At 74.6% G+C, this 15,679-nt stretch carries 14 protein-coding genes and 2 pseudogenes; 12 read left to right on the forward strand and 4 right to left on the reverse strand.

The window, feature by feature from the left end:
• Window positions 1–133 precede the first annotated feature (133 nt).
• A complete protein-coding gene (locus ACIRRS_RS20015) occupies window positions 134–775 on the reverse strand; it encodes a maleylpyruvate isomerase N-terminal domain-containing protein (protein ID WP_402972371.1) in 642 nt (213 codons plus the stop codon).
• 17 nt (window positions 776–792) lie between these two features.
• Window positions 793–1,380, reverse strand: coding sequence for a TetR/AcrR family transcriptional regulator (locus tag ACIRRS_RS20020; RefSeq protein ID WP_402972373.1), 588 nt, complete (start codon window positions 1,378–1,380; stop codon window positions 793–795).
• 76 nt (window positions 1,381–1,456) lie between these two features.
• Here ACIRRS_RS20020 and ACIRRS_RS20025 point away from each other — a divergent pair, with 76 nt between their 5' ends.
• Window positions 1,457–1,906 carry a nuclear transport factor 2 family protein gene (locus tag ACIRRS_RS20025; RefSeq protein WP_402972375.1) on the forward strand — a complete coding sequence of 150 codons (450 nt, stop codon included), beginning with the start codon at window positions 1,457–1,459 and terminating at the stop codon, window positions 1,904–1,906.
• Between the two features lie 2 nt (window positions 1,907–1,908).
• Here ACIRRS_RS20025 and ACIRRS_RS20030 read toward each other — a convergent pair whose 3' ends face one another.
• The gene (locus ACIRRS_RS20030; protein ID WP_402972377.1) at window positions 1,909–2,505 is read right to left on the reverse strand and encodes a TetR/AcrR family transcriptional regulator; all 597 of its coding nucleotides are present in this window, start codon (window positions 2,503–2,505) and stop codon (window positions 1,909–1,911) included.
• A 115-nt stretch (window positions 2,506–2,620) separates the two neighbouring features.
• Between ACIRRS_RS20030 and ACIRRS_RS20035 the strand changes: the two genes are divergently transcribed.
• Together ACIRRS_RS20035 and ACIRRS_RS20040 are read left to right on the forward strand one after the other, a co-directional pair.
• Entirely contained in the window at window positions 2,621–3,493 is an 873-nt protein-coding gene (locus tag ACIRRS_RS20035) for an NAD(P)-dependent oxidoreductase (protein ID WP_402972379.1), read from the forward strand.
• 162 nt (window positions 3,494–3,655) lie between these two features.
• Window positions 3,656–4,456: a hypothetical protein gene (locus tag ACIRRS_RS20040; RefSeq protein ID WP_402972381.1), complete on the forward strand. Its 801-nt coding sequence runs from the start codon at window positions 3,656–3,658 to the stop codon at window positions 4,454–4,456.
• Between the two features lie 11 nt (window positions 4,457–4,467).
• Here ACIRRS_RS20040 and ACIRRS_RS20045 read toward each other — a convergent pair whose 3' ends face one another.
• Window positions 4,468–4,632, reverse strand: coding sequence for a hypothetical protein (locus ACIRRS_RS20045; protein ID WP_402972383.1), 165 nt, complete (start codon window positions 4,630–4,632; stop codon window positions 4,468–4,470).
• Between the two features lie 311 nt (window positions 4,633–4,943).
• Here ACIRRS_RS20045 and ACIRRS_RS20050 point away from each other — a divergent pair.
• From ACIRRS_RS20050 to ACIRRS_RS20090, 9 genes and pseudogenes are all read left to right on the forward strand, one after another.
• Window positions 4,944–6,581: pseudogene (locus ACIRRS_RS20050) on the forward strand (AMP-binding protein); the annotation flags it as partial.
• A 102-nt stretch (window positions 6,582–6,683) separates the two neighbouring features.
• A pseudogene (locus ACIRRS_RS20055) lies at window positions 6,684–7,007 on the forward strand (acyl-CoA thioesterase); the annotation flags it as partial.
• Window positions 7,004–9,349, forward strand: a complete 2,346-nt coding sequence (locus ACIRRS_RS20060; RefSeq protein WP_402972385.1) for an FAD-dependent monooxygenase — start codon at window positions 7,004–7,006, stop codon at window positions 9,347–9,349. The pseudogene ACIRRS_RS20055 and the gene ACIRRS_RS20060, both read left to right, overlap by 4 nt.
• Before the next feature lie 7 nt (window positions 9,350–9,356).
• The gene (locus ACIRRS_RS20065; RefSeq protein ID WP_402972387.1) at window positions 9,357–10,328 is read left to right on the forward strand and encodes a carbon-nitrogen hydrolase family protein; all 972 of its coding nucleotides are present in this window, start codon (window positions 9,357–9,359) and stop codon (window positions 10,326–10,328) included.
• Window positions 10,325–11,440: a cupin domain-containing protein gene (locus ACIRRS_RS20070; RefSeq protein ID WP_402972389.1), complete on the forward strand. Its 1,116-nt coding sequence runs from the start codon at window positions 10,325–10,327 to the stop codon at window positions 11,438–11,440. The genes ACIRRS_RS20065 and ACIRRS_RS20070 overlap by 4 nt, the downstream gene beginning before the upstream one ends.
• Window positions 11,441–11,450: 10 nt before the next feature.
• Window positions 11,451–12,344 carry a fumarylacetoacetate hydrolase family protein gene (locus tag ACIRRS_RS20075; protein WP_402972391.1) on the forward strand — a complete coding sequence of 298 codons (894 nt, stop codon included), beginning with the start codon at window positions 11,451–11,453 and terminating at the stop codon, window positions 12,342–12,344.
• A gap of 65 nt (window positions 12,345–12,409) precedes the next feature.
• Entirely contained in the window at window positions 12,410–13,165 is a 756-nt protein-coding gene (locus tag ACIRRS_RS20080; RefSeq protein WP_402972393.1) for an Asp/Glu racemase, read from the forward strand.
• Window positions 13,166–13,214: 49 nt separating this feature from the next.
• Window positions 13,215–14,054: a PaaX family transcriptional regulator C-terminal domain-containing protein gene (locus ACIRRS_RS20085; protein ID WP_402972394.1), complete on the forward strand. Its 840-nt coding sequence runs from the start codon at window positions 13,215–13,217 to the stop codon at window positions 14,052–14,054.
• Window positions 14,051–15,673, forward strand: a complete 1,623-nt coding sequence (locus ACIRRS_RS20090; protein ID WP_402972396.1) for an amidohydrolase — start codon at window positions 14,051–14,053, stop codon at window positions 15,671–15,673. The genes ACIRRS_RS20085 and ACIRRS_RS20090 overlap by 4 nt, the downstream gene beginning before the upstream one ends.
• Window positions 15,674–15,679 lie beyond the last annotated feature (6 nt).

The raw sequence follows: 15,679 nt of genomic DNA on the forward strand, positions 1-15,679 counted from the left end.
GGTGTGCGGGCGGGCATGATGCCCGCTCGCCCTGCTCGACCTCGGTCGGGGCCGCCCTGAGTGGGCGCTCGCGCTGCCGGTGGCGGTGATGGCCGCCCTGATCCGCCAACCCTGATCCGAAAGCACACGGCCGTCAGATCGCGGCGATGCTCCCCGGTGCCCGCTCGGCGCGGCTGAGGGCGCGCAGCACGTCCACCGGGCCGTGGCGCCACACGGCGAGGCGGGCGAGCAGGCCGACCACGGACTCGGTGGCCTCCGGCGGGAACTCCGGGGTCTCGATGCCGACGCTGACGGCCAAGTCGTCGCTGTGGACGGCCAGTTCCATCGTCCGGGTGATCAGCAGGTCGTCGATGGTGAGCGTGTAGGCGCTCCAGAACGGCAGCCGGACCGGCCGGGCCCCGTCCTCCTTCGCCAGCGCCACCGTCAGCTCCGCGAGCGCGGCGGCGACCTGCTCGGCCAGCGCGGCGGGCCCCGGGGCCGCGATCCGCTCGCCGCCCTCGCGGAGTTGGACGTTGATCTCCGCGTCGAGGTCGGCGCCGACCCACTTCGCCCGCTGGTAGTGCCCGAGCAGGGGCACCGTCTCCTCCACCGGCAGCGGCCCGACCAGGGTCGGGGGCACGCACAGGATCTGGTACGCGAGGTGGCCCGCGAGGCCGCCGACGGTGAACTCGGCGAGCGCACTGGGCTGTTGCCAGGCAGCCGCGACCTCCGGGCGGTGCAGCAGCTGTTCGGCCGTACGGGCCATGGCGAGGAAGTCGTCCTGGGCAGCGGTCATGCGCAGCACGCTACCGGTCAGCGCGCCGCCGCGGCGATGAGTGTCGCGGCCGCCGCGCGGGCGTGCCGGGCGGCGGACGGGTCACCGCTGATGGCGGCGGTGGCGATGGCGCCGTCGACCAGGAGGAGCAGCTGGTCGGCCAGCGCCGACGGGTCGTCGACGCGCGGCAGGTCGCTCACGAGGTCGGCGACGTAGGCGCGGACGGCGCTCTTGTGGTCGCGGGCGGCGGCGGCCACGCCGTCCGAGGTGGCGCCGAGTTCGCCGAAGGAGTTGATGAAGGCGCAGCCCCGGTAGCCGGGGGCGGAGAACCAGGCGTGCAGCCAGTCGAACACGGCGAGCGGCGCGGCCTCCGCCGTTCCGGCGCGCCGGGCGACGTGGTCGGCGAGGTCGGCGCGCCAGCGCTCGTCGCGGCGGCGCAGGTAGCCCTCGACCAGTTCGCCCTTGGAGGGGAAGCACTGGTAGAGCCGCTTGAGCGAGACCCCGGAGGCGGCGCGGATCTCGTCCATGCCCACGGCCTGGACCCCGCGTTCGTAGAACAGCCGCTCGGCGGCGTCCAGCAGCCGCACCCGGGCTTCCTTCTGCTCCACAGCGCCTCCCACTGGCATCGAGAACGGTCGTTCTCTAGAGTATCGGACAGCGGGAGAACGCTCGTTCTCCCAACCGTCCGCGAAGGAGCCCGCCATGGCACCGCACCCGCCGTTCGACGAGGAGACCGCCCGCCGGAAGGTCCAGGCCGCCGAGGACGCCTGGAACAGCCGCGACCCCGAACGCGTCGCCCTCGCCTACACCGAGGACTCCGTCTGGCGGAACCGGGACCGGTTCGTCACCGGCCGGGAGGAGATCACGGCCTTCCTCCACGAGAAGTGGGCCCGGGAGCGCGACTACGCCCTCCGCAAGGAGCTCTGGGGCTTCCGGGGCCACCGCATGGCGGTGCGCTTCCAGTACGAGTACCGCGACGCGGACGGCCAGTGGTGGCGGGCCTACGGCAACGAGCTGTGGGAGTTCGACGAGGAGGGCCTGATGCGCCGCCGGGAGGCGAGCATCAACGAGCGCGCCATCGCCCCCGAGCAGCGCCGCATCTTCGGCCCGCGCCCGGAGAGCGAGCAGGGGGCGCCCCTGCCGATCGAATAGCGCTACGCGGCGTAGGTGGAGATCAGGCGCGCCAGGTGGCGCCCGGCGAGGTGGAGGGGCTCCTCACTGCGCGCCACCTGGGCGGAGAGTTCCGCACCCTCGAGGGCGTTGATGACGGTGGCGGCGAGGTCCGCGGCGTCCTCGGGGGCGATGCCGGAGGCGTGCAGGTGCTCCGCCACGATGGCGCGCCAGTGGGCGAAGGCCTCGGCGACGGCCTCCTCGATCACTGGGGCGCGGCCCACCGTCTCCAGGGCCGTGGTGATGACCGGGCAGCCGTCCTGCCAGTCGGAGGCGCGCAGTTCGCGCGCGAGCAGGGCCGTGCAGGCGGCGACGGCCTCGGCCGGGCCCTCGGCGGAGGCGAGCCCGGCGCGCAGGATCACGGCGAACTCCTCGTCGCCGTGGCGGATGGCCTCGGCGGCCAACTCCTGCTTGCCGCCCGGGAAGAAGTGGTAGACGGAGCCGAGCGTGGCGCCGGCCTCGCGGGAGATCTGCTTGATCCCGGTGCCCTCGTACCCCTGGCGCTGCAGCAGCCGGGAGGTGGCCCGGACGATCCGCTCGCGGGTTCCGGCGACGGCCTCGGTCTTCTCGGGGGTGCTCACGGCCCCGATCCTAGCGGGAATTGAGTAGAGCGTTCGTTCCAGAGCTGTGCTAGCTTCGCTCCCGGCGCTGAATAGAGCGTTCGTTCTAGTCAATTCCCGGGGAGGGGTTTCTCGCATGCAGCAGTCGAAGGCGTCCGTGACGGTGATCGGGCTCGGCCCGATGGGGCAGGCCATGGCCGGGGCGTTCCTGGACGCCGGGCACGCCGTCACGGTGTGGAACCGCACCGCCGCGAGGGCGGACGAACTGGTGGCCAGGGGTGCGGAGTTGGCGGCCGACGCGGAGGCGGCGGTGGCGGCCAACGAGCTGGTGGTGCTCAGCCTCACCGACTACGACGCGGTGTTCGCCGTGCTGGAGTCGGTGGAGGCCGCGGTGGCCGGCCGGGTGTTCGCCAACCTCAGCTCGGACACCCCCGAGCGGGCCCGCCGGGCCGCCCGCTGGCTCGCCGAGCGCGGGGCGGCGCAGCTGACGGGCGGGGTGCAGGTGCCGCCCTCGGGGATCGGTAGCCCGGAGTCGTCGACCTTCTACAGCGGCCCGGTGGAGGCGTTCCAGCGGCACCGGGCCGCGCTGGAGGTGCTGACCGGCGCCGACTACCGGGGGGACGACCCGGGGCTGGCGCAGCTGTACTACCAGATCCAGATGGACCTGTTCTGGTCCTCGATGAGCGGCTACCTGCACGCCACGGCCGTCGCCGAGGCCAACGGGATCTCGGCGGAGCAGTTCCGGCCGTACGCCGTCTCCACGGCCTCGCTGGTGCCGGGGATGATCGAGTTCTACGCGCCCCGGATCGCGGCCGGGAACCACGCGGGCGACGTGGACCGGATGGCGATGGTGCTCGCGAGCATCGACCACGTCCGGCACACGGCCGAGGCCTCCGGCGTGGACGGCGCGATCCCGGCCGTGCTCGCCGAGACGGTCCGCCGGGCCGTCGAGGCGGGGGACGGCGCGTCGAGCCTGACCAGCCTGGTGGGGCGCTTCCGCAAGGCGTAGCCGGGCCAGGGGCGGGGCGGCCCGTACGGCCCACGGCCCACGGGCCACTCCCGCCCCGCCGCCTGTTTCAGTTCCGTCTCCATCGAGGCCGGGCTGCGTACGAACCGGGCGGTCGTCCGGGATCGTGGACGGCAACGGCTGGTGCGGCAAGGGGGAGCTGCCATGGGGGACGATCAGAGTCTGGCGCCGGAGGCGAAGGGCGGGCCGGCCGAACCAACCGATCCTCCGACCGTCCACCTCAGAACCGCCGATCAGTCCACGGTCCACCTGCGGATCGCCGGGGCGGCCGTCGCCCAGCGCGGCGCCAACCTCCCGATCCTCACGGCCCTGGCCCTCGTCCTCGTCGCCGCCCTGATCGCGATCGGCGTCCGCCTCAGCTCACACCCGGTGCTGGACCCCGGTCTCGCCCGCGACAACCACTCCCTGCGCGAGCCCGCGCGGCTCCGTGCCCTCCTCCCGGGCATCTCCACGTTCCCGAACGACCTCTGGCAGGTGGAGTCCGGACCGGTCACCGGCGTGGCCGGCGACGGGAGGCCCTGCCTCCTGCCGGAGGCCACGAACGGCTGCACGGGCCAACTGTCCTACGCCACCGAGACGTTCCGCTCGGGGGGAGGGCGGAGCCTGCAGTTCTCCGTGATCGCCTACGACTCCCCGCAGACCGCCGGCCGCGCCTTCGCCACTCTCCGCGACCACCCCGGCGCGACCATCGTGCCGAGCAGAGAGCCGTCCAGCGGCGCGAACGCCGGGGCGTCCACCGCCGCCGTCCCGCACCTCGGCGACGAGAGCGCCCTCGTGTCCTTCGGCATGGACGGCGCGGACGGCGCGGAAGCCCTCCTCCGCATGGCCGACCTCCTGATCGACGTCCGCTCCCCCAACAGGTCCTTGTCCGGCCCCCTGCTGGCCGCCTTCGCCCTGAGCATCGCCCAGGGCGTCGGCCAGGGCCAGACGGGTGACCACACGTAACGGACGGGCCGTCAGCCCTTCTCCGGGCACGCCGGCACCGCCCGCACCCGCCGGTTGCCGTTGTCGTCGTCGGTGAGCCCGAGCTCGCCGAACATCGAGGTGGTGTACTCGCCGATCGCGCTGTCGCCGAGGAACAGCTGAGCGGCGATGGCCTGGCCGGAGAGCCCCTCCGCCATCAGCCCGAGCACCTCCAACCCGCGCCCGGTGGCGCCGCCGTGCAGGCGCGCAGGAATCCGGCGCCGGTCCTGCCGGCCATCCGTCGGGCTGCCGCATGCGTCCCCGCCTCCGTTCGTCCGTCGGTCCCCCTGTGCACCGCCCGGGGGCGGGCCGTCACGACGATCATCCCGGACCTGTGGCCAGGCCCACCGGATCGTGCGCCCAGGCCCCGACCTGCGGCCTCCCCCGAATGCGTGTATCGCTCTCTTGACTGTCGTCACGAGCGCGCCATACTGGCCTCACTCCCGCTCGCACGATGAGGTGCCCGCCCATGGAGCTGTCGCCCTCCGCACATGTGGACACGTTCTGCCGAGACCATCTGCCGCCCTTCGACCAGTGGCCCGAACTCCTGCTGGACCAGCCAGAGCTGGACCGACCGGAGCCGGCCTACCCGGAGCGCCTCAACTGCGCCCGGGCCCTGCTGGACGACACCATCGAGCGCCTCGGCCCCGACCGCCGCTGCCTGCTCACCCCCACCACCGCCTGGACGTACGGCGAACTGCGCGACCACGCCGACCGGATCGCCCGCGTCCTGACCGGCCGCCTGGGCCTCGTCCCCGGCAACCGGGTGCTACTGCGCGGCCCCAATACCCCCTACCTGGCGGCCTGTTGGCTCGCCGTGCTGAAGGCCGGCGGCGTGGTGGTCACCACCGTCCCGCTGCTGCGCTCCGCCGAGCTCACCGAGCTGCACGCCGTCGCCCGGCCCTCCGTCGCCCTGTGCGACCACCGCTTCCTGGAGGAGTTGCGGCGCGCCGACACCCCCGGGCTGCGCGTCCTGCCGTACGGCGGCCCGGGCCCCGAGGACCTCACCGCCCTCGCCGCCGCCGAACCCCCCGGCTTCGAGGCCGTCGCCACCGCCGCCGACGACGTGGCCCTGATCGCCTTCACCTCCGGCACCACCGGCCGCCCCAAGGCCACCCTGCACTTCCACCGGGACGTGCTGGCCATCGCCGACACCTTCTCCCGCCACCTGCTGCGCCCCACCCCCGAGGACCTGTTCGCCGGCACCCCGCCGCTCGGCTTCACCTTCGGCCTCGGCGGCCTGCTCGTCTTCCCGCTGCGGGCCGGAGCCGCCGGCCTGCTGCTGGAGCAGGCCACCCCCGAGCAGCTCACCGAGCAGGTGCGACTCCAGGGCGTCAGCGTCCTGTTCACCGCACCCACCGCCTACCGGGCGATCCTCGCCGCCGGGCTCGCCGACCGCCTCGCCGGGGTCCGCTGCTGCGTCTCGGCCGGGGAGCCGCTGCCCGCCGCCGTCCAGGAGGCCTTCCACGCGGCCACCGGCAAGCGGCTGATCGACGGCATCGGCGCCACCGAGCTGCTGCACGTGTTCATCTCGGCTGCCGGGGAGGACATCCGCCCCGGCGCCACCGGCCGCCCCGTCCCCGGCTTCCGGGCGGCGATCCTGGACGAGCGCGGCGAGCCCGTGCCGGACGGCACGCCCGGTCTGCTCGCCGTCAAGGGCCCGACCGGCTGCCGCTACCTGGACGACGACCGGCAACTCGCGTACGTGCGCCACGGCTGGAACCTCACCGGGGACACCTACGTCCGGGACGCCGACGGCTACTTCTGGTACCGGGCCCGCAACGACGACATGATCGTCTCCGCCGGGTACAACATCGCCGGCCCCGAGGTCGAGCAGGCCCTCGCCGCCCACCCCGACGTCGCCGACTGCGCGGTGGTCGGCGCCCCGGACGAGCTGCGCGGCGCCGTGGTCAAGGCGTACGTGGTGCTGCGCCCGGGCGCGGCCGCCGGGCCGGAGGCCGTCCGGGCGCTGCAGGAGCACGTGAAGGCCGTCATCGCGCCCTACAAGTACCCGCGCGCGGTGGAGTTCGTCGAGGAGCTGCCGCGCACGGCCACCGGCAAGCTGCACCGCGCCGAACTGCGCCGCCGGGCCGCCGCGGGACCGCCCGGCCCGCGCCCCGGCCCGGCCGGCGTGGCGATCGAGCGCCGGGTCGAGTGGTCCGACACCGACGCCGCCGGGCACTACCACTTCTCCGCCGTCCAGCGCTGGGCCGAGGCCGCCGAGGCCACGCTGCTGCGCCGCCTGGGCCTGGCGGAGCTGTTCGGCCGCATCCCCCGGGTGCACTTCGAGGCGGACTACCGCGAGCGCCTCTGGTTCGGGGACGTCGTGCGCACCGAGCTGCGGGTGGTCCGGGTCGGCGGTGCCTCGCTGCACTACGCCTTCGAGGTGCACGGCCCGAACGGCCTGGCCGCCGCCGGGCGGATGTCGGTGGTGCACGCCTCCCCGCACGGCAAGGGCGCCGAGCCCTGGCCCGAGCCCGTGCGCCGGGCCCTGTCCGAGGCCGGGCCGCAGGCCGAGGAGGTGCTGCGGTGACGCGCGTCGCGGTGATCGGCGCGGGCCCCGGCGGGCTCTACTTCGCCGCGCTGGCCCGCCAGTTGGACCCGTCCCGGGAGGTCGTCGTCTTCGAACGGGAGGCCCGGGAGGCCGAGTCCGGCTTCGGCGTGGTGTTCTCCGACGAGACGCTGGACGGCATCGCCCGGGCCGATCCCCGCGTCTTCGCCGCCATCGGCGCCGAGTTCGCGCGCTGGAGCGACATCGACGTCCGCTACGCGGGCACGGTGCGCACCAGCGGCGGGCACGGCTTCGCCGCCCTGGACCGCAACCGGCTGCGCGCCATCCTCCAGGACCGCTGCGCGGAGCTGGCCGTCGACGTCCGCTACCGCACGCCCGCCCCGCCCGTCGCCGAACTCGCCGCCGCCTACGACCTGGTGGTGGCCGCCGACGGCATCCACTCCGCGACCCGGGCCGCCCTCGCCGAGGCCTTCCGCCCCGAGCTGGACGAGCGGCGCAGCCGCTACATCTGGCTGGCCACCGACCTCCCGCTGGAGGCCTTCACCTTCATCGTGGAGCGCTTCGACTTCGGCACCGTCCAGGTCCACGCCTACCCGTACAGCGCCGACCGCTCGACCTTCATCGTCGAACTCGCCGAGGAGGACTGGCGCCGCGCGGGCTTCGAGGCCCTGGCCACACGGGAGTTGGCGCGCGGCGAGAGCGACACGGCGAGCGTGGCGCGCTGCGCCGAGCTGCTCGCCCCGCACCTCGACGGCCACCGGCTGATCCCCAGCGCCTCCCGCTGGATCCGCTTCACCACCGTGCGCAACGCCCGCTGGCACCACCGCAACGTGGTGCTGCTCGGCGACGCCGCGCACTCCGCGCACTTCTCGATCGGATCCGGCACCAAGCTCGCCCTGGAGGACGCCCTCGCCCTGGCCGCCTCCCTCGCCGAACAGGCCGACCTGGAGCGGGCGTTGGAGGCGTACGAGGCGGAGCGCCGGCCCGTCGTGGAGTCCACCCAGCGCGCCGCGCAGGCCAGCCTGGAGTGGTTCGAGACGGTCGGGCGGCGCACCGGCCAGGGCGCCGACCAGTTCGCCTTCAACCTGCTGACCCGCAGCCGCCGCGTCACCCACGCCAACCTGCGCGAGCGCGACCGGGCCTTCGTCGACGCGGTGGAGGCCGCCGTCGGCGGCACGCCCGGGGTGCCGCCGATGTTCCGGCCGCTGAAACTGGGCGCTCTGGAGCTGCGCAATCGCGTGGTCGTGCCGCCGCTGGCCACCTTCACCTCGCCGGACGCGCTGCCCAGCGCCTTCGACCGGGCCCAGCTGACCGGGCTCGCCCTCGGCGGCGCCGCCCTGGTGATCGCCGGGCTCACGGCCGTCACCCCCGCAGGCCGGGCCACCGACCACTGCCCCGGCCTCTGGAACGACCACCAGGAGGCCGCCTGGCGCGAACTCCTCACCGCCGTACGGGAGGTGAGCGACACCCCGCTCGGCCTCCAGCTCACCCACGCGGGCCGCCGCGGCGCCACCGCCCCTCCCGGCCCGGACGGCATCGGCCTCCCCCTGCCCGGGGGATGGCCGCTGCTCGCCCCCTCCCCCCTGCCCTGGGCCGACGGGTACGCCACCCCGCAGGCCGCCACCTCCGACCAACTCGCCGCCGTCACAGCGGACTTCGCGGCCTCCGCCGAACGCGCCGCCCGCTCCGGATTCGACGTGCTGGAGCTCCAGTTCGGCCACGGCCACCTGCTCTCCTCCTTCCTCTCCCCGCTCACCAACCGCCGCACCGACCGCTACGGCGGCCCCCTCGCCCACCGCCTGCGGCTGCCGCTGGAGGTCCTCGCCGCCGTCCGCGCCGCCTGGCCCGCCGGGCGGCCCCTGCTGGTGCGGGTCTCCGCGAGCGACTGGGCCCCCGGCGGCACCACCGAGGCCGAGGCCGTGGCGATCTGCCGCGCCCTCGGCGAGGCCGGGGCGGACGCGGTGGACGTCTCCACCGGCGAGGTCGTCGCACACCAGCGGCCCCCGTACGGGCGCGGCTACCAGACGCCCTTCGCCGAGCTGGTCCGCGCCGCCACCGGCCTGCCGACCGTCGCCGTCGGCGCGATCTCCAGTCACGAGGACGCCAACTCCGTCCTGCTGGCCGGGCGCGCCGACCTCGTCGCCGTCGGCCGCGCCCACCTGTACGACCCGCTGTGGACGCTGCACGCCGCCGCCGAGCAGGGCTACCGCGGCCCGGCCGCGCCCTGGCCCCGCCCCTGGGCGGCGGGCAGCCGCAAGCCGCCCGGCCCGGGCGCCGACCGCGTCCCCCCGCGCCTGCACCTGCTGCGCGAGCCCGCCCCGCCCGTCCACCGCCGCTGGCACCCGACCGCACCCGAGGAGTGAGCGCACCGTGCTGGACCTCCCCCGCTTCACCGCCGCCGCCGTCCAGGCCTGCCCCGTCTACCTCGACCCGGCGGCCACCGTCGACAAGGCCGTCTCCCTCGTCCACGAGGCCGCCCGGGGCGGCGCCTCCCTCGTCGTCCTCCCCGAGGTCTTCGTCCCCGGGTACCCGTACTGGAACTGGACGATGAACCCCGTCCAGGGCTCGCCCTGGTACGAGCGCCTCTACCGCGCCTCCGTGGACGTGCCGGGCCCGTACACCGACGCCCTGTGCGCCGCCGCCCGCCGGGCCGGGGTGGTCGTGGTGATCGGCGTCAACGAGCGCGGCCGGAACAGCCTCGGGGTGCTCTACAACACCCTGCTGATCATCGGCGACGACGGCCGGCTCCTCGCCGCCCACCGCAAACTCGTCCCGACCTGGGCCGAAAAGCTCACCTGGACCCAGGGCGACGGCAGCACCCTGCGCGTCCACCGCACGAGCGTCGGCCCGCTCGGCGCCCTGGCCTGCGGCGAGAACACCAACCCGCTGGCCCGCTTCACCCTGATGGCGCAGGGCGAACTCGTCCACGCCGCCTGCTACATCGCCCTGCCGGTGGGCCCCGAGGACTACGACATGGCGGAGGCCATCACCCTGCGCACGGCGGCCCACTGCTTCGAGGGCAAGCTGTTCACGGTGGTCTCCTGCTCCAGGATCTCCCCCGAGATCGCCGACCTGATCGCCGGTGACGACCCGCAGCTGCGCAAGCAACTCGCCCGCCCCCGCTCCGCGTTGTCCGGAGTCTTCGGCCCGGACGGCCGCCCGGTCACGGAGCCGCTGGTGGACGAGGAGGGCATCGTCTACGCCGAGATCGACCTCGGCCGCTGCGTCCAGCCCAAGCAGATGCACGACATCGTCGGCCACTACAACCGCTTCGACGTCTTCCGGCTGCACGTGGACGACCGCCCGCTGCGGCCCCTGGTGTTCCCCGAGGAGCAGTCATGAGCAGCACGTCACCGTTCGACGACGACCGGATCGGCCGGGCCCGCGTCGGCGAGAGCCCCGAACTCCTCGCCTACTACGAGGAGTTGGCCGAGCACCAGGCCGGCGCCCTGTGGACGGTCGCCAACGAGATCGAGCCCTGGTACCCACAGCCGAAGTCCGTCCCCGTGCTCTGGCGCTACACCGACCTGCGCCCCCTGGTCCGCAAGGCCCTGCCCCTGGTGAAGGCCGACGACGCCGGGCGCCGGGTGGTGATGCTCGTCAACCCCGGCCGCCGCGAACTCAGCGCCGCCGTCGGCCTGTTGTACACCGGCCTGCAGATCATGGGCCCCGGCGAGGCGATGACGGCGCACCGCCACCAGGCCGCCGCCCTGCGCTTCGTCCACGAGGGCGTCGGCGCCTGGACGGTCGTGGACGGCCAGAAGCTCAAGGTCGGCCCGCGCGACTTCGCCATCACCCCCAACGGCACCTGGCACGAGCACGGCAACGAGTCCGAGGACGAGCCGGTCATCTGGCAGGACGGCCTGGACATCCCGCTGGTCAACACCCTGGACGCCAACTTCTACGAGGTCCACCCCGACCTCTACCAGCGCCCCGGGCCGGTGGTGAACTCCTCGCTGCTCAGCCACGGCGGCAACCTGCTCCCGTACGGCGTCGAGAAGTGGACCCGCCCCTACTCGCCGCTGCTCGGCTGGCCCTGGGAGCCCAGCTACGAGGCGCTGCGCAGCCTCGCCCGCGCGAGCGAGGGCTCGCCCTACGACGGCGTGATCATGGAGTACACCAACCCCGTCACCGGCGGCCCGGTGATGCCGACCATGGGCGCCCACCTGCAACTGCTGCGCCCCGGCCAGGCCACCCTCGCCCACCGGCACACCGGCTCGGTGGCCTACACGGCCGCCCAGGGGCACGGCGTCTCGGTGATCGCCGGGCAGCGCTTCGAGTGGACCCGCGGGGACGTCTTCGTCGTCCCCGCCTGGGCCTGGCACGAGCACGAGAACCTCGACCGGGGCGAGGACGCCTGCCTGTTCTCCTTCCACGACTTCCCGGTGATGCACTCCCTCGGCCTGTACCGCGAGGAGGCCCACCCCGACGGCCGCCAGACCACGACCGGTTAGGAACCCCCCGATGGACCTGCTCACCTTCCTCGCCGACGGCGACGACACCCCGCGCCTCGGTGCCCGGACCGGCACCGACCGCCTCGCCGACCTGACCGCCCTCGCCCGGGCCGCCGGGGCCGAACTCCCGCCCGACCTCCTCGGGTTGATCCGCGCCGGACGGCCCGCCCTGGCCACCGCCCGGGAGCTGCTCGCCGCCTCCCCGCCGACCCGTCCGCTCGCCGAGGTGTCGCTCCTCGCCCCGCTGCGCCCCGGAAAGATCGTCGGCGTCGGCCTCAACTACGTGGAGCACGTGGCCGAATCGCACCGCACCCTGGACACCGGACGCGAACTCCCCGACCGCCCCGTCCTGTTCGGCAAGCCCTCCACCGCCGTCACCGGCCCCGGCGGCCCGATCCCCCACAACGCCGACCTCACCGAGCAGCTCGACTGGGAGTGCGAACTCGCCGTGGTGATCGGCGAACCCGCCCACCGGGTCACCGAGGCCGACGCCCTGCGGCACGTCTTCGGCTACAGCATCGTCAACGACATCAGCGCCCGCGACCAGCGCCGCTCCGGCCAGTGGTTCTTCTCCAAGGGCCAGGACGGCTACGCCCCCTTCGGCCCCGTCGTGGTCACCGCCGACGAGATCCCCGACCCGCAGGGCCTCGACCTCTCGCTCACCGTCAACGGCGAGACGCGCCAGAGCTCCAACACCCGCCACATGCTCTTCCCCGTCGCCCGGCTGATCGCCGACATCTCCTCCGGGATGACCCTGGAGCCCGGCGACGTGATCGCCACCGGCTCCCCCTCCGGCGTCGGTGCGGGCATGGTCCCGCAGCAGTTCCTCCAGCCGGGGGACGTGGTCGCGGCGACGATCGAGCGCATCGGCACCCTCGCCAACCCCGTGATCGACGCCCGCTGAGACCGACCGCCGAGACCGACCGCCGAGACCGCCCGGTCCGCACCCAGCCGAAGGGAAGCCCCGCCATGCCGCCCGCCTACCGCATCGGCCAGATCGTCCCCAGCTCCAACGTCACCATGGAGACCGAGGTCCCCGCCCTGCTGCGCGCCCGCGAGGCCGTCGCCCCCGAGCGCTTCACCTTCCACTCCAGCCGGATGCGGATGACCAGGGTCACCCCCGAGCAACTGCGCGCCATGGACGCCGAGTCGGACCGCTGCGCCGTCGAGCTCTCCGACGCCAGGGTGGACGTGCTCGGCTACGCCTGCCTCGTCGCCGTGATGGCCACCGGCCCCGGCTACCACCGCGAGGCCGAACGGCGGCTGCACCGGCGCACCGTCGACAACGGCGCCGCCGCACCCGTGGTCACCAGCGCGGGAGCCCTCGTCGCCGGACTGCACACCCTCGGCGCCCGCAGGGTCGCCATGGTCACCCCCTACCTGCGCCCGCTCGCCCGTACGGTCGTCGGCTACCTCGCCGAGGAGGGCATCGAGGTGATCGACCACGCCGCCCTGGAGATCGCCGACAACCTGGACGTGGCCGCGCACGACCCCGCCAAGCTGCCCGGCATCGCCCAGGGCCTCGCCCACACCGGCGCCGACGCCGTGGTGCTCTCCGCCTGCGTCCAACTCCCCTCCCTGTCCGCCGTGGAGGAGGCCGAACAGCTCCTCGGCAAACCGGTCGTCTCGGCCTCGATCTGCACCGCCCACCAACTGCTGCGCGCCCTCGGCCTGCCCGCCTTCGCCCCCGGCGCGGGCCGGCTGCTCTCCGGCGCGTACGCCTGATTCACGTTCGGTTTATGATCACCGGGACCACGGGGAGGAGGGCCCACGCATGCCGCAGGACGCGCCGCAGCCCCGCCCCAGCTCGCTGATCCACACCGTCTACGGCGAGTTCGTGCGCCGCCTGGGCGGCTGGATCTCGATCGCCGACCTCATCGCCCTGATGGCCGAGCTGGACGTCGACGGCCCCGCCGTCCGCTCGGCCATGTCCCGGCTGAAGAAGGCCGGCACCCTCCTCCAGGAGCGCCGCGAGGCCACCGGCTACCGCCTCGCCCCGGCGATGGAGCCGGTCTTCGAAGAGGGCGACCGCCGGATCTTCCGCAGCCTGGAGCCCGCCGACCCGGCCGACGGCTGGGTGGTCGCCGTCTTCTCCGTCCCCGAGTCCGCCCGCGCCCAGCGCCACCAGCTGCGCTCCCGCCTGAGCTGGCTCGGCTTCGGCAACGCCGCCCCCGGTGTCTGGCTGGCGCCCGCCCGGCTGCTGCCGGACGCCCGGCGCCTGCTGGAGCGCCTCGGCCTCAGCCCGTACGTCCATCTGTTCCTCTCCGCCGAGTACGCCGGATTCGCCGATCTCCGTACGGCGGTGGCGAGTTGGTGGGACCTCCCGGCCATCGAGGCCCAGTACGCCGCCTTCGCCGACGCCTGGCGGCCGGTCGCCCGGGCGCTGCCCGGCCGGAGTGAGGCCGAGGCGTTCCGCGCCTACGTGCCGATGCTCACCCAGTGGCGCCGGCTCCCCTACCTGGACCCGGGACTGCCCGAACCGCTGCTGCCCGAGGGCTGGAACGCCGGCGCCGCCCGCGCCGTCTTCACCGAGCTGCACGACGGGCTGGCCGAGCCGAGCCTCCGGTACGTCCAGAAGGTCACCGGACCGCCCCACCCTCAGGAGTCTCCATGACCGACCGGCCCGAGCAGGCCGACCTGCTGATCCGCGCCGCCGCCGTGCACACCCTCACCCCCGGCGAGCCCCCGCGGCGGGCGGTCGCCGTCACCGGCGGCCGGATCACCGCCCTCGCCGCCGACCCCGACGGCCTGGACGCCCTGATCGGGCCCGGCACCGAGGTGGTGGACGCCCCGGAGGCCACCGTCCTGCCCGCCTTCGACGACACCCACACCCATCTGATCCTGGCCGGCCACAGCGTCCACGGCGTCCCCGTCCACCGGGCGCGCGACCTCGCCGGGTTCCTCGACCTGATCCGCGAGCGCGCCGCCCGCACCCCCGCCGGGGAGTGGATCTTCACCACGGTGAACTGGCAGGAGGTGCTGCTGGCCGAGCAACGGATGCCCACCACCGAGGAGTTGGACGCCGTCACCACCGACCACCCGGTGCTGGTGCGCCGGGGCGGCTACAACATGGTGCTCAACTCGCCCGCGCTGCGCCTGGCCGGGATCACCGAGGAGTCGGAGCAGCCGGAGGGCGGCGTGATCGAGCGCGACGCCCGGGGCCGGCTGACCGGCCGCCTGATCAACCGGGCGATCGAGCCGGTCGAGCGGGTACTGCCGCGCCCCGGCCTCGCCGAGCGGATCGAGGGCCTGCGGGCGGCCTCCGCCGCGTACGCCTCCACGGGCGTCGGCACCGTCCGCGACTGCATGGTCCCGGTCGAGGACCTGGACGTCCTGGACGCGGCCCGCGCCGAGGGCGCCCTCTCCGTACGGGTCCGCGCCCTGGTCTCCGGCTTCGCCACCCGGACGCCCGAGGAGGTCGACGCCCTGCTCGACCGGATGGACGCCTGGCGCGCGGCGGGCAAGGACGACGGTCAACTGGCCCTGTGGGGCGTCAAGTTCGGCATCGACGGCGGCTTCGAGGCGGGCGCCCTGGAGGAGCACTACGAGGGGCAGCCCTGCTACCACGGCCGCCTCCTGTGGGAGCCGGACGACCTGGTCACCGCCGTGGACCGGGTGGTCGCCCGCGGCTGGCGGGTCGGCGTGCACGCCTGGGGCGACCGGGGGCTGCGCGTCCTGCTGGACGTCTTCGAGGAGGTCCTCAAGCGCCGCCCGAACCTCGCACCCGGCACCCTGGTGGTCGAGCACGGCGGCCTCGCCCGCGCCGACCAGCGCGCCCGGGCCGTCGCCCTCGGCATCCCGGTGACGGTCCAGCACCCGCTGCTGCACGACGGCGCGCTCACCCTCCAGCGCGCCTGGGGCGAGGAGCGCACCACCGCCGTGTTCCCGCTGCGCGAGTGGCTGGACGAGGGCGCCGACCTCTCCGCCGGCTCGGACTTCCCGATCGGCCCCTACGGCGCGATGCTCTCGGTCTGGGGCATGACCACCCGCGGCACCACGGCCGGGGTCCTCGGCGCCGGGCACGCGATCTCCCGCGAGGAGGCGATCGCCCTGCACACCGTCAACGCCGCCCGCCTGACCGGGGAGAGCGGCCTGCGCGGCTGCCTTCGGCCGGGCGCCCTGGCGGACCTCACGCTCTGGCCGGCCGACCCCCTGGACCTCCCGGCCGAGGAGCTGCACGACCTCAGGCCGCTGCGGACGATCGTGAACGGCCGGACGGTACACACCGCCTGACGGATC

It is taken from the genome of Kitasatospora sp. NPDC101183, from assembly GCF_044767945.1.
Lineage (GTDB): Bacteria > Actinomycetota > Actinomycetes > Streptomycetales > Streptomycetaceae > Kitasatospora.

Excerpts from the sequence above, each read along its gene's own strand:
- ACIRRS_RS20015 (WP_402972371.1), bottom strand. The coding sequence starts at position 775 with ATGACCGCTGCCCAGGACGACTTCCTCGCCATGGCCCGTACGGCCGAA.
- ACIRRS_RS20020 (WP_402972373.1), bottom strand. The coding sequence starts at position 1,380 with ATGCCAGTGGGAGGCGCTGTGGAGCAGAAGGAAGCCCGGGTGCGGCTG.
- ACIRRS_RS20025 (WP_402972375.1), top strand. The coding sequence starts at position 1,457 with ATGGCACCGCACCCGCCGTTCGACGAGGAGACCGCCCGCCGGAAGGTC.
- ACIRRS_RS20035 (WP_402972379.1), top strand. The coding sequence starts at position 2,621 with ATGCAGCAGTCGAAGGCGTCCGTGACGGTGATCGGGCTCGGCCCGATG.
- ACIRRS_RS20040 (WP_402972381.1), top strand. The coding sequence starts at position 3,656 with ATGGGGGACGATCAGAGTCTGGCGCCGGAGGCGAAGGGCGGGCCGGCC.
- ACIRRS_RS20045 (WP_402972383.1), bottom strand. The coding sequence starts at position 4,632 with ATGGCGGAGGGGCTCTCCGGCCAGGCCATCGCCGCTCAGCTGTTCCTC.
- ACIRRS_RS20070 (WP_402972389.1), top strand. The coding sequence starts at position 10,325 with ATGAGCAGCACGTCACCGTTCGACGACGACCGGATCGGCCGGGCCCGC.
- ACIRRS_RS20075 (WP_402972391.1), top strand. The coding sequence starts at position 11,451 with ATGGACCTGCTCACCTTCCTCGCCGACGGCGACGACACCCCGCGCCTC.
- ACIRRS_RS20080 (WP_402972393.1), top strand. The coding sequence starts at position 12,410 with ATGCCGCCCGCCTACCGCATCGGCCAGATCGTCCCCAGCTCCAACGTC.
- ACIRRS_RS20085 (WP_402972394.1), top strand. The coding sequence starts at position 13,215 with ATGCCGCAGGACGCGCCGCAGCCCCGCCCCAGCTCGCTGATCCACACC.
- ACIRRS_RS20090 (WP_402972396.1), top strand. The coding sequence starts at position 14,051 with ATGACCGACCGGCCCGAGCAGGCCGACCTGCTGATCCGCGCCGCCGCC.